Origin of the sequence: Streptomyces sp. NPDC048565 (genome assembly GCF_040650935.1) — a bacterium.
In the GTDB taxonomy this organism is placed as follows: Bacteria; Actinomycetota; Actinomycetes; order Streptomycetales; family Streptomycetaceae; genus Streptomyces.
The window spans coordinates 1-19955 of sequence record NZ_JBEZIH010000007.1 but is presented as its reverse complement, the minus strand read 5'-3'; the positions used below and the strand labels follow the sequence as shown (position 1 = coordinate 19955).

2 protein-coding genes are annotated in these 19955 nt (G+C 72.1%); both read left to right on the top strand.

The window, feature by feature from the left end; translation table 11 throughout:
* The first annotated feature begins 323 nt into the window (after positions 1 to 323).
* Positions 324 to 1475 (top strand): glycine amidinotransferase, encoded by a 1152-nt coding sequence (locus AB0C75_RS10820; protein ID WP_362889202.1) that lies wholly within the window; start codon positions 324 to 326, stop codon positions 1473 to 1475.
* A gap of 301 nt (positions 1476 to 1776) precedes the next feature.
* Positions 1777 to 19955, top strand: an 18179-nt coding sequence (locus tag AB0C75_RS10815; protein ID WP_362889200.1) for a type I polyketide synthase, incomplete at its 3' end; no start/stop codon positions are given.

Here is a 19955-nt window from a genome sequence, read left to right as displayed (position 1 = left end):
TGGAAAGTGGATATCAACAGACGACCCGCATCGGGACGGGCGGGGGATACAAACCTCCACCCGCCCCGCACGCCTTTCTACCCGGCGGGGCCGCAGACTGTCCACCCCTGACCCCTCTCATTCCCGACGCCGTGCCCGAGACGTATATGCGACCTCAGGTACTCAATATCTGATGCTGCTTGTCGCGCTGGGGGTGAAAAGGGATTCCGTGCCGTAACGGCGGAGCTCGCCGATGCCCGCTGCGGTCCGGGCCCGGTGATGATGAGAGGGGCTCCACGAAGTTCGCGGCCGGCCGGTCACCCGACGAGTAGGCGGTTCACTGCATGCTTCTGAACAGTTTTGACGAGTGGTCGCGACTGCGTGAGGTCGTCGTCGGATCCGCCGAGAACTACGTCTCGCACGAGCGGGAACTCTCGTTCGACCTCTTCTTCCACGACAACCTCGCTCAGGACAACCCCGGCCGGTCCGAGTGGTACTACCCCCGGCTTTCCGTGCGGAGCGAGGAGTCCGACCGGGAGCGGCTGCCGGTGGCGCGGCGCTATGTCGACGAGCTGAACGAGGACCTCGAAGGGCTGGCCGACACCCTGCGGGGCCTGGGTGTCACCGTTCACCGTCCCCGCGCCCTGCCCGCCGGGACCGCCGAGGTCACCACGCCGGCCTGGTCAGCCTCCGTCGTGCCGCCGCTCAACATCCGCGACAACACGCTCGTCCTCGGTGACGAGATCATCGAGACACCACCCATGATCCGATCCCGCTACTTCGAGACCCAGTTGCTGAAACCGCTGTTCCAGGAGTACTTCCGGCGTGGCTGCCGCTGGACCACCATGCCCCGCCCGCTGATGACGGACGCTTCCTTCGACCTGTCCTATGTGCGAACCGCGACCGTCGGCGGACCGACCGAGCCCATCGGGGAGCCCCGGCCCTCGCCCTGGGACGTCGGTACGGAGATGATGTTCGACGCTGCCCAGTGCCTCCGGCTCGGCCGGGACATCGTCGCGAACGTCTCGACGGAGAACCACGAACTCGCTGTCACGTGGCTGGAGCGCCACCTGGAGGGCCGCTTCCGTATCCATCGGGTCCACCGGCTGAGCGACAGCCACATCGACAGTATGGTGCTCGCCCTGCGCCCCGGCCTGCTGCTCGTTCGCTCGGAGGCGGTCGCCGACGCCCTGCCGCCCGCTCTGCGCCGCTGGGACCGGATCGTCGCCCCCACCCCCACGCAGAACAGCTTCCCGCGGTACGACGACGACGCGCTCATTCTGACCAGCCCCTTCATCGACCTGAACGTACTGTCCGTCGACCCGGAGACCGTCCTGGTCAACGAGTCGAGCCCGGAGCTGATCCGGACTCTGGAGCAGGCGAAGTTCACCGTCGTGCCGGTGCGCCACCGGCACCGCCGCCTCTTCGGTGGCGGGTTCCACTGCTTCACCCTCGACACCGTGCGGGACGGCGGGCCGGAGGACTACCTCGGCTGAGCCGCGGGCCCGCCGGACCCGTCGGCCGCCCCGCCTTTTTGCGTACCGGGAGAAGCGGTGCGTCACGGTGCGGCGAAACTTATCGCCCGGGATGTAACGGCGGAGTTCGCCGATGGTCACGCATGCGCCGGGTGAAAGCGTGGGACGCTCGCGGGGCGTGCTGCTCATATTCTTTCGGAACCGGAATTCAGGGGAACGTGCGCAGGTGTTCGTTCTGTTTATCCGCGACTTCTTGCAGGGATTTCGGGTATCGGGAACCCGGATAATCCGGGTAATCCAGCAAATCTAGGGAGACGCACTCATGAGGGCAGCGGACGGCCCGGACTCGGCGCTCGCCATCGTCGGCGTCTCGTGTCGCTTTGCCGGGGCGGAGAACCCGGACGAGCTGTGGCGGATGCTGGCCTCGGGCGGGAGCGGTGTCGGCGAGGTGCCGCCCGGGCGCTGGACGGGAGCCGCAGCCGGACAGACTCCTCGCGGCGGTGCCTATCTGGAGCGCGTCGACGAGTTCGACGCCGCGTTCTTCGGAATCTCGCCCCGGGAGGCCCCGTTCGTGGACCCCCAGCAGCGGCTCGCCCTCGAACTGGGCTGGGAGGCGCTGGAGGACGCCCGGATCACGCCGGACCGGATCCGCGGCACCCGGCTCGGCATATTCGTCGGCGTCACCGGCGACGACTACGCCCAAATCCTCTCCCCGCACGTCCAGAGGCTCGCTACGCAGCACGCGTTCACCGGCGTGCAGCGCGGTGTGCTCGCCAACCGGCTGTCCGCCTTCCTCGGTGCCCGCGGACCGAGTATCACCGTCGACTCCGCGCAGTCCTCCTCCCTGGTCGCACTCCATCTCGCCGGTGCGAGCCTGCGCGCGGGCGAGTCCGACGCCGCCCTGGTCTGCGGAGTCAATCTCCATCTGCTGCCGCAGAGCGTGCTGCTCGCCGCTCGCCTCGGTGCGTTGTCCCCCGGCGGTCGTTGCTACACCTTCGACGAGCGCGCCGACGGCTACGTACCGGGCGAGGGCGGTGGCGCCGTCATCCTGAAGCGCCTCGACACCGCACTCGTCGACGGCGACCGCATCCTGTGCCTGGTCCGCGGCAGCGCGACCAACAACGACTACGCCGGAGCGACCCTGACGGCCCCGACCGGCGAGGCCCAGTCCGATGTGCTCACGTCCGCCTACCGGAGCGCCGGCATCGAGCCCGGGGCCGTCGGCTACGTCGAACTGCACGGCACCGGCACGCCCACCGGGGACCCCGTCGAGGCCGCCGCACTGGGTGATGCCCTCGGCCGTCACCGCCCGGCTGACCGGCCCCTGGCCGTCGGCTCGGTGAAGACCAACATCGGCCACCTCAGCGGGGCCGCCGGAATAGCCGGTCTCATCAAGGTCGTCCTCTGCCTCAAGCATCGCCGACTGCCCTCCAGCCTCAACTTCGAGAGGCCCAACCCTCGCATCCCCTTCGAGGAACTGAACATTCGTGTGCAGCGGGGACTGGGTCCGTGGCCCGGCAGCGCCACAGGGCCCGATGGCGAGGACGGCGAACTCGTGGCCGGCGTCAGCTCCTTCGGCATGGGCGGCACCAACTGCCACGTGGTCCTGTCCGACTGGAGCCCCCGCCCGGTCGCACCGGCAGACCCGCCGGCATCTCTTCCCGAAGTGCCGTGGCTGTTGTCCGGACGCAGCGAGGCCGCCCTGCGTGATGCCGCGTCCCGGCTGGCAGGCAGCGGCGCGGTCGACGACACGGAAGCGTCAGCGGCGGATGTCGCATGGTCCCTCGCAGCGTCCCGCAAGGGCTTCGAGCGGCGGGCGGCCGTCGTGGCGCCCTCGCACGAAGAACTGCTGACCGCGGTACGCGGACTCGCCGACGGGGCCCCCGGGCCCGATGTCCTGCTGTCCGGCCCGGCGATGCCGGCCACGGTGGGAGTGGTGTTCTCGGGCCGGGCCCCGAGGCCCGGAGGCGCGGGCCTGGCCCTGTCCGCCTTCCCCGTGTTCGCCGAGGCGCTGGCGGAGGTGTGCGAAGCCTTCGACGCGGTCGCCGCGGAGGTCGCCGACACGATCGGTCTGCCGCCTGGGGCGAGGACGCGGCTCGGGCTTGAGGACGGGGTGTTCGGCGCGACGCTGCGTCGGACCATGACCGGAGAGGCCGGCGTGGAGCCGGAGCCGGAGCCGGAGACGGAGAGCGGTGGCCGGGCGCAGGCCGGAGCCTTCGCGTTCGGCGTGGCCTCGTGGCGGCTGCTGGCGTCGTGGGGTCTCAGGCCGTCGGTACTGGTGGGGCACGAGGTGGGCGAGCTGGCGGCCGCGCATGTATCGGGCGTGTGGTCGCTGCGGGACGCGGCCCGGGTGGTGCTGGCGCGCGCCTGGCTGAGCGAGACCTCGTCGGCCGACGGGGCGGAGGCCTACCGCAGGGTGCTGTCCTCCGCTGAGTCCGACGTCCCGCGGCTGCCCTTGGTGTCGACGACGCTGGGAGGCCCGACGGAACCCGCACGGCTCCAGGACCCGGAGCACTGGGTGCGACAGGTGCGTGAGACGGCTCCGTGCGCCGACGGCCTGGCTGCGCTGTTGCGGGACAGCGACGTGTCGGCCTTCGTGGAGATCGGCCCGGACGCGGATCTCATCTCGTTGGCCGAGGGTGCGGATACCGAGACCCTGCCCGCCGTCATCTCGTTGGTCGAAGAGGCCGGAAACCGCGTATCGGTCAGGTCCCTGGCGGAGCTCTGGGTGGCGGGCGTCGATGTCGACTGGACCCCTCTGCTGGGTGGCGCCCGAGGTGTCGACCTGCCGACCTACCCTTTCCAGCGCCGTCGCTTCTGGCTCGACGCCGGGCCGGCACCGGCCACCACGGAGGTACCCGACACCGCGGCGACCAGCGGCACGCACACCGCGAGCATCGGCCGTGAGGAGTTCACCCGGCTGACCGCGCTCACCGGACCGAAACGAACGGCGGCTCTGCGCACCTTCGTCTGCGAGCAGGCGGCCCTCGTCATGCGGGACACGAGCCCGGTCGACCCGGCGCTCACCTTCAAGGATCTCGGTTTCGACTCCGTCATGATCGAGGAACTAGGCAGGACTCTCGCGGTGCGCACGGGACTGCCCCTGAGGGCGAGCACGGTGTTCGACCACCCCACGCCCCAGGCCCTGGCCGCGCACATCGACGTCTCACGCGCCGCCGTCGACCGGCCCACCGGTCCGCGGGACGGGTCCCACGAGCCCCTCACGTCCCGGGAACCCGCCACCGCACTGGCAGCGCGCGCGAAGTCGCCACGCCTGACGGCCACAACCCCGGACCACCCGGGCTCCACGACGCCCGACACCCGTCCCGACGACGAGACGGCCGGCCCGGCACACGAGCAGGACAAGCGCCTGCGGCACACCGACGACGAACCCGTCGCCGTAGTCGGCATGGCCTGCCGCTACCCCGGCGGAGTCGTCTCGGCGGACGATCTCTGGCGTCTCGCCGCCGACGGCGCACACGCTGCCACGACCTGGCCCACGGACCGAGGCTGGGTCTCGCACGGGACGGACACGGGTGAGACCGGACCCGGTGGCGGATTCCTCGACGGGGCGGCGGACTTCGACGCGGACTTCTTCGGGATATCGCCGCGTGAGGCGTTGACGATGGACCCGCAGCAGCGGTTGCTCCTCGAGACCTCCTGGGAAGCCCTCGAACAGGCCGGGATGGACCCGGACGGCCTGCGCCGCTCGGCCACCGGCGTCTATGTCGGCGCCACCACCCACGACTACGGCCCCCGCGCCCACCAGGCACCGGAACACCTCGCAGGCCAGATCCTCACCGGCAGTACGCCCAGCGTCCTGTCGGGCCGGGTGGCGTACACGTTGGGTTTCGAGGGTCCCGCGGTGACGGTGGACACGGCGTGCTCGTCGTCGCTGGTGGCGATACACCTGGCGGGCAGGGCGCTGCGGTCGGGCGAGTGCGACCTGGCCCTGGCCGGCGGCGTCGCCGTCATGGCGACGGACGGCATGTTCCGTGAGTTCGGCCGGCAAGGGGGGCTGGCGGCCGACGGCCGGTGCAAGCCCTTCTCGGCCGACGCCGACGGAACGGCATGGTCCGAGGGTGTGGGCGTCCTGGTGCTGGAGCGTCTGTCGGACGCCCGGCGCAACGGGCACCGGGTGTTCGCGGTCGTGCGGGGCAGTGCCATGAACCAGGACGGGGCCAGCAACGGGCTGACGGCGCCTCATGGGCCGGCACAGCAGCGGGTCATCCGGTCGGCGTTGGCGGATGCCGGGCTGGGTGCTTCGGACGTGGACGCGGTCGAGGCGCACGGCACGGGCACCGTGCTCGGGGACCCGATCGAGGCGGAGGCGTTGCTGGCGACGTACGGGCGGGGGCGTGATCCCGAGCGGCCGTTGTGGCTGGGGTCGGTGAAGTCGAACATCGGGCACACGCAGGCCGCCGCCGGTGTGGCGGGTGTCATCAAGATGGTGCAGGCGCTGCGTCACGGCACGTTGCCCGAGTCGTTGCATGCGGCTCTGCCGTCGGGGCATGTGGACTGGGCCTCTGGTGGGGTGCGGTTGTTGGCCGAGGCGCGTGAGTGGTCCGGGGTGGGGCGGGTGCGCCGGGCGGGTGTGTCCTCGTTCGGGATCAGCGGAACCAACGCCCACGTGATCCTGGAACAGGCCCCGGCCGAGGATGAGCCCGTCAGCCGTCGCGATGTGCCCTCCGTCGTGCCGTGGGTCCTCTCGGCCCGCGGTGCCGACGCGCTCCGGGACCAGGCGGAGCGCCTCGCGGCGTTCGTGGACGCCCGACCGGACGTGTCCGCCGCGGACGTGGGCCTCTCCCTCGTGTCGGGGCGGGCGGTGCATGGGCATCGTGCGGTGGTCGCGGGTGGGTCGCGGGAGGAGTTGCTCGATGGGGTGCGGGCTTTGGCCCGGGGTGTGGGTGGTGCGGGTGTGGTGCGGGTGGATGGTGCTGTGGCGCGGACGGTGTTCGTGTTCCCGGGGCAGGGGTCGCAGTGGGTGGGTATGGCGTTGGAGTTGTTGGGGGATGTTCCGGTGTTCGCGGAGCGGTTGGGGGAGTGTGCTGCGGTTCTGGAGCCGTATCTGGATGTTCCTCTGTTGGATGCGTTGGGTGATGGGGGGGTTCTGGGTCGGGTGGAGGTGGTGCAGCCCGCGTTGTGGGCTGTGATGGTGTCGTTGGCGGCGGTGTGGGAGTCGTATGGTGTGCGGCCGGCTGCGGTGGTGGGTCATTCGCAGGGTGAGATCGCTGCTGCGGTGGTGGCGGGTGCGTTGAGTCTGGAGGACGGTGCGCGGGTGGTGGCTCTGCGGAGTCGCGCGATCGCCGCCGAACTCGCCGGCCACGGCGGCATGGTCGCGGTGCAGCGCCCCCTCGCGGAGGTGGAGCAGCTGCTCCGCACGTACGAGGGCGAGGTGACGGTCGCAGCCGTGAACGGCCCGGCGTCCACCGTGGTCTCCGGCGACACCGAAGCGCTCGACGGCCTGGTGGCGGACTGCGAGCACCTCGGCATTCGGGCCCGCCGCATTCCCGTCGACTACGCCTCACATTCGGCGCAGGTGGACGCGCTGACCGACAGGATCCTCGCCGATCTGGCCCCGATCCGGGCGCGCCGGGCGCAGGTGCCGTTCTTCTCGACGGTCACCGCCGACTGGCTCGGCGACGACGTGCCGGACGCCGCCTACTGGGTGCGCAATCTCCGTCACACGGTCCGCTTCGAAGAAGCCGTACGGGAGTTGGCCGTCGACGGGTTCGACGCCTTCGTGGAATGCAGCGCCCACCCGGTGCTGGCCGGGAACGTGACGCACATACTGGAGGAAGCCGGCCGGGACGCGGCCGTGGTCGGCTCGCTGCTCCTCGGCGACGGCGGCCTGCGGCGCCTGCTGACCTCACTGGGCGCCGTCTTCACCCACGGCACTCCCGTGGACTGGTCCCAGATCTACGCCGGCACCGGTGCCCGCCACGTCACGCTGCCCTCGTACGCCTTCCAGCGAGAGCGCTTCTGGCTCGCCCCCGACACCGGCACCGGCTCCCCGGACGTCGCGGCCGCCGGACTCACCCCGGTCCGCCACCCGCTGCTCGGCGCGGCAGTGCGCACCGCCGTCGACGAGGGGCTCGTCCTGACCGGACGACTCACCGAGCAGAACCAACGGTGGCTCTACGACCACGTTGTCGGCACACTCCCGCTCCTGCCGGGAACCGCCCTGCTCGAACTGGCGGCCCAAGCCGGCGCACGGTACGGCACCCCCCACATCGAGGAACTCACCCTGCACGCCCCGCTGCCGCTGCCCGCCGCAGGCGACGCCACGGATCTCCAGATCACCGTCACCGCCGACGGCCCCGAGCGCGCCACCGCGACCGTGCACAGCCGCCCCGGATCCGATGACCGTCCGGGCACCACGGACTCCCGCGCGCCCTGGACCCACCACGCGACAGCGGCCCTCCGCACGGAGGCCCCCGCACCGGACCCCGCCGCCCCCGACTGGGCCGCGACCTGGCCGCCCCCCAGCACCACCGAGACCGACCTCACCGGCCTCTACGACGAACTGGCGGACGACGGATACGTCTACGGTCCCGCCTTCCAGCGCCTGGCCGGCCTCTGGAACGCACCCGACGGCACCGTCTACGCGGAGACACGCCCGCCCGAGCACGACGAGACCGCGTTCCCGGAGGGCGAGGGCTTCGCCCTCCATCCGGCGCTCCTCGACGCCGTCCTGCACGCCGTGGTCACCACCGGCCGCTCCGAGGGTGGACTGCGCCTGCCGTACGCCTTCAACGAGGTGTCGGTACACACCGCCGGCGCCCGCACACTGCGCGCCAGGATCACCCCCTCCGGCGGCTCCGGCGTCGCCATCGACCTCGCCGAACCGTCGGGGCGGCCGGTTGCGGACATCGGCTCTCTCATCCTGCGGCCCGCCGACACCACCCAGCTCACCGGGCCGCACGGCACGGCGGGCCGCTCCCTCTACGTCGTGGAGTGGGAACCACTGCCGCTGCCCGCCGAGGCGCGCACCACAGGCCACTGGGCCGTGCTCACCGACGACGACGCGTCACCGGTCCCCGGCGCTTTGCGGAACGCCGGCGCCGCACCCGACACCTACCGTGACCTCGACGGCCTGCGCGCCGCCCTCGACGCCGGAGCCGACGCGCCCGACGTCCTCGTGTGGACCGTGCGCGACCGGCACAGCGACACGGCCACCACTGCGTACGTCCACGCGGCCAGGGCCCTGGAGACCGCCCGCACCCTGCTCCTCGACGAGCGCCTGGCCGGCACCCGCCTCCTCACCGTCACCGAGGGAGCGGTCGGCCCGACATCCGCTGTCGGCCCGACATCCGAGGCCGGCGTCGCCGCCGCCACCGTCTGGGGCTTCCTGCGCACCGCGCACACCGAAACTCCCGGACGGTTCCTCCTGGCCGACACCGACCAGGACCCCGATTCGCTGCGACTCCTGCCCGCCGTCGCCGCGGGCGACGAACCCCAGGTCACACTGCGCGCCGGCCGGGCCCATACCCCTCGGCTCGCTCGGGTCACGGGCCCGGCCGACGACACCGCCACGCCCTTCGGACCCGACAGCACGGTCCTGCTCACCGGCGCGACCGGACATATCGGCCGCCTGATCGCCCGGCGCCTGGTCGGTGAGCACGGCGTACGCCGCCTCGTCCTCGTCAGCCGTCGCGGAGCCGAGGCCACCGGCGACCTCACGGCGGAGCTCACCGGGGCGGGCTGCGAGGTGACCACCCTCGGCTGCGATCCTTCGGACCGCGATGCCCTGAAGACCGCACTCGCGGGCATCCGCGCCGACCACACACTCACCGCGGTGGTTCACGCGGCGGGCGTCCTGGACGACGGAGTCGTCACCTCCCTGACGCCCGACCAGCTCACGACCGTGCTGCGCCCCAAGGTGGACGCCGCCTGGAACCTGCACGAACTCACCCGCGACGAGCCGCTGACCGCCTTCGTCCTCATGTCCTCGGTCTCGGGCGTCCTCGGTGGTGCGGGACAGGCCAACTACGCCGCCGCCAACGCGTTCCTCGACGCACTCGCCGTCCACCGCGCCGGCCTCGGCCTGCCGGGGCAGAGCCAGGCCTGGGGCCTGTGGGAACAGGACGACCTCAGTGGTGGCATGGCCTCCGGCCTCGACACCACCGACCGTACGAGACTGGCCAGGCTCGGTGTGGCGCCGCTGCCCGAGGACGAGGCCCTCGCGCTGTTCGACCGAGCGGTCGCCGACCGCGGGCCGCTCGTGGTGCCCACCAAACTGGACCTGCGCCGGGTACGCGAACAAGCGACCGGCGAGGGGATACCGGCGCTGCTGCGCGGGCTCGTGCGTCCGGCGCGGCCCTCGGGTGCCGACGGGACGTTCACCGAGCGTCTGACGGCCCTGGCACCGGACGAGCGCATCGACCTGGCACTCGGACTCGTACGTGACCTGTCCTCCGCCGTCCTCGGCCATGCCTCCGCCGACCGGATCCCTGTCACGCGCGCCTTCCGGGACTTCGGCTTCGACTCGCTCAGCGCACTCGAACTGCGAAACCGTCTGAACAACGCGACCGGACTGCGCCTGCCCGTCGGACTGGTCTTCGACCGCCCCAACCCCACCGAACTGGCCGCCCACCTGGTGGACCAACTGGTGGGAACGGAGCGGCAGGAGGAGTCCGCCGCGCCGACCGCGCCCACGGACGAACCCCTCGCGATCATCGGCATGGCCTGCCGCTACCCCGGAGGCGTCACCAGTCCCGAGGAGCTCTGGGAGCTCACGGCCACCGGCACGGACGGCATCGGCCGCTTCCCGGACGACCGCGGCTGGGACCTCGACGGGCTCTACCACCCCGACCCGGACCACACCGGCACGTCCTACACCCGTGAGGGCGGATTCCTGTACGGGGCGGGCGACTTCGACGCGGGCTTCTTCGGGATCTCGCCGCGTGAGGCGCTGGCGATGGACCCGCAGCAGCGGTTGCTCCTCGAGACCTCCTGGGAAGCCCTCGAACAGGCGGGACTCGACGCGGACGGCCTGCACGGCACCCGCACCGGCGTCTTCGCGGGGCAGGTCTACCACGACTACGCCCCGCCGCTCGACCGGACCCCGGGGCACGTCGAGGGCCTGCTCATGACCGGCAGCGCGGGCAGCGTCCTGTCGGGCCGGGTGGCGTACACGTTGGGTTTCGAGGGTCCCGCGGTGACGGTGGACACGGCGTGCTCGTCGTCGCTGGTGGCGATACACCTGGCGGGCAGGGCGCTGCGGTCGGGCGAGTGCGATCTTGCCCTGGCCGGCGGCGTGACCGTCATGGCCACCCCCGCCCCCTTCGTTCAGTTCGGGCGACAGCGGGGTCTCGCTGCCGACGGCCGGTGCAAGCCCTTCTCGGCCGATGCCGACGGCATCGGGATGTCCGAGGGTGTGGGCGTCCTGGTGCTGGAGCGTCTGTCGGACGCCCGGCGCAACGGGCACCGGGTGTTCGCGGTCGTGCGGGGCAGTGCCATGAACCAGGACGGGGCCAGCAACGGGCTGACGGCGCCTCATGGGCCGGCACAGCAGCGGGTCATCCGGTCGGCGTTGGCGGATGCCGGGCTGGGTGCTTCGGACGTGGACGCGGTCGAGGCGCACGGCACGGGCACTGTCCTCGGGGACCCGATCGAGGCGGAGGCGTTGCTGGCGACGTACGGGCGGGGGCGTGATCCCGAGCGGCCGTTGTGGCTGGGGTCGGTGAAGTCGAACATCGGGCACACGCAGGCCGCCGCCGGTGTGGCGGGTGTCATCAAGATGGTGCAGGCGCTGCGTCACGGCACGTTGCCCGAGTCGTTGCATGCGGCTCTGCCGTCGGGGCATGTCGACTGGGCCTCTGGTGGGGTGCGGTTGTTGGCCGAGGCGCGTGAGTGGTCCGGGGTGGGGCGGGTGCGCCGGGCGGGTGTGTCCTCGTTCGGGATCAGCGGAACCAACGCCCACCTCATCCTCGAAGAGGCACCCGTCCGGGCCGAGATCCTTGAAGAGGCACCGGTCCAGGTCGAGTCGGCCGCGGGACGACGCACCGAACCCGGGGTCGTGCCGTGGGTGATCTCCGCACGCAGCCACCACGCACTGCGCGCGCAGGCCGGTCGGCTGGCTGCCTGTGTCGAGGCCCGGCCCGGCACCTCCGTCACGGATGTCGGCGCCGCCCTCGTGTCGGGGCGGGCGGTGCATGGGCATCGTGCGGTGGTCGCGGGTGGGTCGCGGGAGGAGTTGCTCGATGGGGTGCGGGCTTTGGCCCGGGGTGTGGGTGGTGCGGGTGTGGTGCGGGTGGATGGTGCTGTGGCGCGGACGGTGTTCGTGTTCCCGGGGCAGGGGTCGCAGTGGGTGGGTATGGCGTTGGAGTTGTTGGGGGATGTTCCGGTGTTCGCGGAGCGGTTGGGGGAGTGTGCTGCGGTTCTGGATCCGTATCTGGATGTTCCTCTGTTGGATGCGTTGGGTGATGGGGGGGTTCTGGGTCGGGTGGAGGTGGTGCAGCCCGCGTTGTGGGCTGTGATGGTGTCGTTGGCGGCGGTGTGGGAGTCGTATGGTGTGCGGCCGGCTGCGGTGGTGGGTCATTCGCAGGGTGAGATCGCTGCTGCGGTGGTGGCGGGTGCGTTGAGTCTGGAGGACGGTGCGCGGGTGGTGGCTCTGCGGAGTCGCGCGATCGCCGCCGAGCTCGCCGGCCACGGCGGCATGGCATCCGTAGCAGCCTCCGAGAAGGAAGTGCGCCGGCTCCTGGACGGCATCACGGCCCCCGTGGCCGTCGCCGCGGTCAACGGGCCCACCGCCACCGTCGTCTCAGGATCCCCCGAAGGACTCGACGCGCTTCGTACCCGGTGTGAGCGCGACGGAGTGCGCTACCGCCCCATCCCGGTCGACTACGCCTCACATTCGGCGCAGGTGGACGCGCTGACCGACCGGATCCTCGCCGATCTGGCCCCGATCCGGGCGCGCCGGGCGCAGGTGCCGTTCTTCTCGACGGTCACCGCCGACTGGCTCGGCGACGACGTGCCGGACGCCGCCTACTGGGTGCGCAATCTGCGCAGGCCGGTGCGTTTCGAGGAAGCCGTTCGCGCTCTCGCCGCGACGGATGCCGGAGCGTTCGTGGAATGCAGCGCCCACCCGGTGCTGACCACGGCCGTGCAGGACACGCTCGAAGCGGCCGGCCACGAAGCCGCGGTGACCGGAACGCTGCGCCGCGACGACGGAGGGGCGCGACGCCTGTTCGCGTCGTTCGGCGAAGCATTCGCGCACGGAGTACCCGTGGACTGGGCGCGGGCTGTCCCCGCCGCCGACACCGGGCATGTCGATCTGCCCACCTACGCCTTCCAGCGCGAACGCTACTGGTGGGACTCCGACACGCTGCGCAGGCCCGCCGCCGCGCAGGACACCCCGCAGACCGCCGACGACACCGGCTTCTGGGACGCCGTGGAGAGCGAAGACGCCGAAACCCTGGCCGGACTCCTCGACGTCGACGTCGACGCCCTGGACGGCATGCTGCCCGCCCTGCGGACCTGGCGCCGCGACCGTACGGCCACGGCCGCCGTCGACTCCTGGCTCTACCACGTGCGCTGGACCCCCGCCGCCCTGCCCGACACCCCTGCTCTGACCGGCACATGGCTGCTGGCCGTGCCCGCCGACTCCGTCGCGGCCACCGACTGCGCCGACGCCGTCGCCGCCGCCGTACGCGACCACGGTGGTGAGGTCACCACGCTCACCCTGAACGCGAACGCCACACGCGACGACATCGTGGGCCGGCTGCCCGAGGGAACGATCGCCGGCGTGCTGTCCCTGCTGACCGTCGCCGACGGCGCCGCGACGGAGGGCGGTGTCGCGCGCACCGGCCTCATCACGACTGTCGCCCTGCTCCAGGCCCTCGGTGAGGCCGGGACCCACGGCCCCCTGTGGTGCCTGACCCATGACTCCGTCACCGTCGGCCCCCAGGACCTGCGCACCACCCGGGACAACGCCGCCGCGCAGCACATGGTGTGGGGCCTCGGCAGGATCGCGGCCCTGGAACACCCCGAGCGGTTCGGCGGCCTCATCGACCTGCCCGCACGGCCCGACGTACGCACGGGCCGTCTCCTCGCGGCCGTCCTGTCCGGCGAAACAGGCGAGGACCAGGTGGCCCTGCGCCCGTCCGGCGCCCTGGTCCGCCGCCTCTCCCGCACCGGTGCCCCCGGCACCCGCCCGGCGTGGCGGCCACGGGGGACCGTCCTGGTGACCGGCGGCACCGGGGGCCTCGGCGCCCGGGTGGCCCGTCACCTCGCCCGGACAGGCGCCGAGCACCTCCTGCTGGCAAGCCGACGCGGTCCCGACGCGCCGGGCGCCGCCGAGCTGCGGGCGGAGCTGGAGGAGACCGGCGTACGCGTCACCCTTGCCGCCTGCGACGTCGGAGACCGCGAGGCCCTCGCCGCGCTGCTCGCCACGGTGCCCGCCGACCGCCCGCTCACGGCGGTCGTCCACACCGCGGCCGTCCTCGACGACTCCGTCCTCGAACGACTCACCCCCGACCGGATCGACGACGTCCTGCGGGTCAAGGCCGACGGTGCCTGGCACCTGCACGAGCTGACCCAGGACACCGACCTGGACGCCTTCGTGCTCTTCTCCTCCCTGGCCGGCACCCTGGGCGCCTCCGGGCAGGGCAACTACGCCCCCGGCAACGCCTACCTGGACGCCCTCGCCGAGCAACGGCACGCCCTGGGGCTTCCCGCCACCTCGATCGCCTGGAGCATCTGGGACGAGCGGGGCATGGCGGGTATGGGCGACATCGAGGCCAGTGCCGGCCGCCACGGTCTGCCCGTGATGGACCCCGACCTGGCCACCGCCGCCCTGCTCGCGGTGGCCGGTGACTCCGAGCCGACCGTCCTGGTCGCGGACGTGGAGTGGGACAGGTTCCACACCGCCTACACCGCGACCCGCCCCAGCCCGTTCCTCGCCGGCCTTCCGGAGATACGACAGCTCACCGCCGAAGCCCCCCGGCCGGCGGCGGGCACCGACGGCCTCGCCACACGCATCACCGCCCTGGGCGACCGGACCGGACAACAGGCCGCCCTGCTCGCCCTCGTACGCGAACAGGCCGCCGAGGTCCTCGGCCACACCGGCCCGGACGCCGTCGATCCCACGACCGCATACCGGGATCTCGGCTTCGACTCCGTCACCGCCGTCGAGCTGCGCAACCGGCTGAACAACGTGACCGGACTGCGCCTGGCCCCCACCATCGTCTTCGATCACCCCAACGCCCGTGCCCTCGCGGCCCACCTGCGCGACCAACTCGTCGGCGGCGGAGACACGGGCCCTGCCCCGGCGCCCGCACCCGTCCCGGTCACGGCGCACGAGGACGACCCGATCGCCGTCGTCGGCATGAGCTGCCGCTTCCCCGGGGACGTCCGCTCTCCGCAGGACCTGTGGCACCTGCTCCGCGACGGTGGCGACGCCATCACCCCGTTCCCCGTCGACCGGGGCTGGGACCTCGACGCACTCCGCGGGACCCACCCCGGTGGCGGCACCGGCACGTCGAGCACCCACGAGGGCGGATTCCTCGACGGGGCGGCGGACTTCGACGCGGAGTTCTTCGGGATCTCGCCGCGTGAGGCGCTGGCGATGGACCCGCAGCAGCGGTTGCTCCTCGAGACCTCCTGGGAAGCCCTCGAACAGGCGGGACTCGACCCCACCAGCCTGAACGGGACCCGGACCGGCGTGTTCGCCGGCACCAACGGCGGCGACTACCTCGCCGTCGGCCCCGAAGTCCCCGAGGGGACCGCCGGATACGTGGCCACGGGCAACATCGGCAGCGTGCTCTCGGGCCGTGTCGCCTACACCCTCGGGCTGGAGGGGCCGGCCCTGACCGTGGACACGGCCTGCTCGTCCTCGCTCGTCGCGCTGCATCTGGCCGTGCGTTCGCTCCGCCAGGGCGAGTGCGACCTCGCCCTCACCGGCGGCGTCACCGTCATGTCCACCCCGGGCATCTTCACCGAGTTCACCCGGCAGGGCGGCCTCGCCCCCGACGGTCGCAGCAAGGCGTTCGGATCGGGCGCGGACGGTGCCGGGTTCGCGGAAGGCGTCGGGGTCCTCGTCGTCGAACGTCTGTCGGACGCCCGGCGTAACGGGCATCGGGTGCTCGCGGTCGTGCGGGGCAGCGCCATCAACCAGGACGGTGCGTCGAACGGCTTGTCCGCTCCGAGTGGTCCCGCTCAGCAGCGGGTGATCCGTGCGGCGTTGGCGGATGCGGGTCTTGACGTGTCGGATGTGGACGTGGTGGAGGCGCACGGTACGGGGACGCGGTTGGGTGATCCGATCGAGGCCGGGGCGTTGCTGGCGACGTACGGGCAGGGGCGTGATCCCGAGCGGCCGTTGTGGCTGGGGTCGGTGAAGTCGAACATCGGGCACACCCAGGCCGCCGCCGGCGTCGCAGGCGTCATCAAGAGCGTTCTCGCCCTGCGGCACGGTGTCCTTCCCCGGACCTTGCACGCCGACGAGCCCTCCGCGCACCTCGACTGGTCCGCCGGCACCGTCGCCCTCCTCAGCGAGCCGCGCGACTGGCCCGAGACGGGACGACCCCGGCGCGCCGGGGTCTCCTCGTTCGGAGTCAGCGGCACGAACGCCCACGTCATCCTGGAACAGGGCCCGGACACCGAGACCCACGACGACACCTTCGACCCTGACGCCGCGACCGGACTCCGTCCCGACGGCGCGACCGGACCCTGGACCCTGTCGGCGCGGTCCGACGCGGCCCTGCGTGACCAGGCCCGGCGTCTGCTGCCGTTGGTGGAAGACGCCACCGGGCCCACCCGGGCCGACGACATCGGCCACGCCCTCGCGACCACCCGCGCCGTACTCGGTCACCGGGCCGTCCTCCTCGGTGCGAACGGCACCGGACCGGCACGCGCGCTGACCGACCTCGCGGAGGGCCGGCAGACGCCCGCCGTCGTCCGTGGCACCGTCACCACCTCCGACGACCGCGTCGTCTTCGTGTTCCCGGGGCAGGGGTCGCAGTGGGTGGGTATGGCGTTGGAGTTGGTGGGGGATGTTCCGGTGTTCGCGGAGCGGTTGGGGGAGTGTGCTGCGGTTCTGGATCCGTATCTGGATGTTCCTCTGTTGGATGCGTTGGGTGATGGGGAGGCTTTGGGTCGGGTGGAGGTGGTGCAGCCCGCGTTGTGGGCTGTGATGGTGTCGTTGGCGGCGGTGTGGGAGTCGTACGGTGTGCGGCCGGCTGCGGTGGTGGGTCATTCGCAGGGTGAGATCGCTGCTGCGGTGGTGGCGGGTGCGTTGAGTCTGGAGGACGGTGCGCGGGTGGTGGCTCTGCGCAGTCGCGCGATCGCCGCCGAACTCGCCGGCCACGGCGGCATGGCATCCGTGGAACGGCCGCTCGCGGAAATGGACCAGCTGCTCGCCCCGTACGAGGGCGAGGTGACGGTCGCCGCCGTGAACAGCCCGGCCACGACCGTGGTTTCCGGCAGCACGGAGGCGCTCGATCTTCTGATGGCGGACTGCGAGCCCCAGGGCATTCGCGTCCGCCGCATCCCCGTCGACTACGCCTCCCACTGCGCCCAGGTCGAGAACATCCGCACCCAGGTCGAGAAGGCGGCTGCCGCTGTGGTGCCACGCCCGGGACGGGTGCCGTTCTTCTCCACCGTGACCGGAGGCGAGCTCGGCCATACGGAACTGGACGGTGCGTACTGGTACCGCAATCTGCGGTCCACCGTCCGCTTCGAGGAGACCGTACGGGCCCTGCTCGACGCGGGATTCCGCAGGTTCGTCGAGACGAGCGCGCACCCCGTGCTCACCACCGCCGTTCAGATCACCGCCGAGGACCACGGGCCGGCCGCGACCGCCACGGGCACACTGCGCCGCGACGACGGCGGCCGGGCGCGCCTGCTGCGGTCGCTCGCCGAGGCCTTCGTGGCCGGCGTCCCGGTGCGGTGGGACCGCGCGTACGACGACCGCCCGGTCCGGCGGGTCGAGCTCCCCACGTACGCCTTCCAGCGGAAGCGGTACTGGGTGGCCGACAGCGGCACCGTACGTCGCGGTCCGCAGGGGCACCAGGACGGCATGGAGAGCACGGGGCACGCGCTGCTCGGCAGTGCGGTGTCCCTGCCCGGGACCGGTGGAGTGCTGTTCACCGGGCGCCTGTCACTGCGGGAACAGCCCTGGCTGCGCGACCACGCCGTACGCGGCCGCGTGCTGGTGCCCGGCACGGCGCTGCTGGACATGGTCCTGCGCGCCGGGGACGCGGTCGGCTGCGACCGGGTCGAGGAACTGACCCTGGAGACCCCGCTGCTCCTGGAGGCGACCCGGCCGGTCCAGGTGCAGGTGCTGGTGGCCGGGGCGGCGGAGGACGGCAGCCGTGCGGTGGATGTCCATGCCCGCCTCCAGGGCTCCTCGTCCCAGGAAGGGGACTGGGTCCGGCATGCGCGTGCGAGGTTGGTGAGCGGTACCGGGCACGTGGCCCGCACCGGCCCGGACGTCTGGCCGCCCGCCGGCGCGCGACACGTGGACATCACGGGACTCCACGAGCGACTGGACGGGCAAGGCCTCACGTACGGACCGCAGTTCCAGGGCCTCACCAAGGTGTGGCGCGGGCCCGAGGGCGAACTGTTCGCCGAGGCCTCCCTTCCGGAGGGGGACGGGACGGGCTTCGGGATCCATCCCGCGCTCCTGGACGCCGCCCTCCACGCCTGGCCGGCCTGCGCGGACGACGAGCACATCAGCCGGCTGCCCTTCGTCTGGACCGGCGTCACGCTGCACGCCACCGGTGCGACACGGCTGCGGGTGACGCTCACGCCGACCGCGGAGGGTGCCTTCTCGGTACGGGCCACGGACAGCGCGGGGCTGCCGGTCCTGTCCGCCGACGGACTGCTGACCCGTCCGCTCGACGAGACGCGTCTGCCCGCGACGCCCGATGAGGGCGCCGCCGCCGCATACCGGGTGGCCTGGACCCTCGTACCGGCGTCGGAGCAGGACGTGGCACCCCTGGGTGTCTCGGTGCTCGGTGAGACGTACCCCGGACTGCCCGAACCGGATCCCGCCTACGGTCGGGGCGGCGACCTGGCGGCACTGGAGGAACACCTGACCCGGGGGGCGCTTCCGGCCCCCGGACACGTTCTCGTGGACCTGCGGACCGTGCCGCTCCCGGACAGCGTCGAGGGCACGGCCGCAGCCGCCGAACATACCGCCCTGCACGCGTTGCAGCTCGTGCAGCAGTGGCTGGCCGGCGAGCGGTTCACGGAGTCCAGGCTGGTCCTCGTCACCGGCGGAGCGGTCCAGGTCCACGACGGCGAACGCATGGACCACCTCGCGGGCTCACCCGTATGGGGCCTGGTGCGCTCGGCGCAGACGGAGCATCCCGGACGTTTCGTCCTCCTGGACGTACTCGATCACTCCCCGGCGTCCTCCGAATCGGTGCTGCGAGCCCTGACGGTGGGTGAACCCCAGCTCGCGGTCCGGGGCGACGACGTGTTCGCCCCTCGACTGGTGCGTGGCGACGTACCGCCGGCGCCGGACCACGGCCTCGCCCCGGCACGGGAGCACGACGACTCCACCTCGGGGCACGGCGAGGGACCGGCCGGGGAGCGACTCACGCACGCCGGGAACGGCACGCTGGAAGGGATCGTCTGGGGGCCGGCGCCTGAGGACGACGGAGACCGCACTCCGGGCGAGCGCGAGGTGCGGATCGAGGTCCGCGCCGTCGGGCTCAACTTCCGGGACGTCCTGATCCCCCTGGGCATGTATCCGGACGCGGAGAACGCGCTGATGGGCAGTGAGGGTGCCGGTGTGGTCGTCGAGGTCGGTTCCGCTGTGACGGGCGTGGCGGTGGGCGACCGGGTCATGGGCGTCTGGCAGGACGCGTTCCGGTCCTCCGTCGTGGTGGATGAGCGGGTGGTGGTGGGGGTTCCGGTGGGGTGGTCGTTCGTTGAGGCTGCTTCGGTGCCGGTGGCGTTCGTGACGGCGTTCTACGCGTTGGTGGATGTGGCGGGTGTGCGGTCGGGTGAGTCGGTGTTGGTGCATGCGGCCGCGGGTGGTGTGGGGATGGCTGCGGTGCAGTTGGCCCGGTGGTTGGGTGCTGAGGTGTGTGCGACGGCGAGTGAGTCGAAGTGGTCGGTGGTGCGGGGGTTGGGTGTGTCTGGGGATCGGATTGCTTCGTCGCGGTCGGTGGGGTTCGCGGAGGTGTTCCGGTCGGGTGTGGATGTGGTGGTGGATTCTCTGGCGGGGGAGTTGGTGGATGCGTCGTTGGGGTTGGTGCGTCCGGGGGGCCGGTTCGTGGAGTTGGGCAAGGCGGATGTGCGGGATCCGGGTGAGGTCGCCGCTGCCTACGAGGGTGTGAAGTACCGGGCGTTCGATCTGGCGGAGGTGGCGCCCGAGCGGCTGGGGGAGATGCTGCGTGAGGTGGTGGGGTTGTTCGAGGCCGGTGCGCTGGAGCTGCTGCCGAGGCGGGAATGGGATGTGCGGCGGGCTGGTGAGGCGTTCGGGTTGATGGGTCGGGCGGGGCATGTGGGGAAGTTGGTGTTGGGTGTTCCGGCCGTCGCTTCTTCGGA

Bases quoted from the DNA above. Each gene is read 5' to 3' on its own strand.
- AB0C75_RS10820 (WP_362889202.1), top strand. From the start codon at position 324: ATGCTTCTGAACAGTTTTGACGAGTGGTCGCGACTGCGTGAGGTCGTC.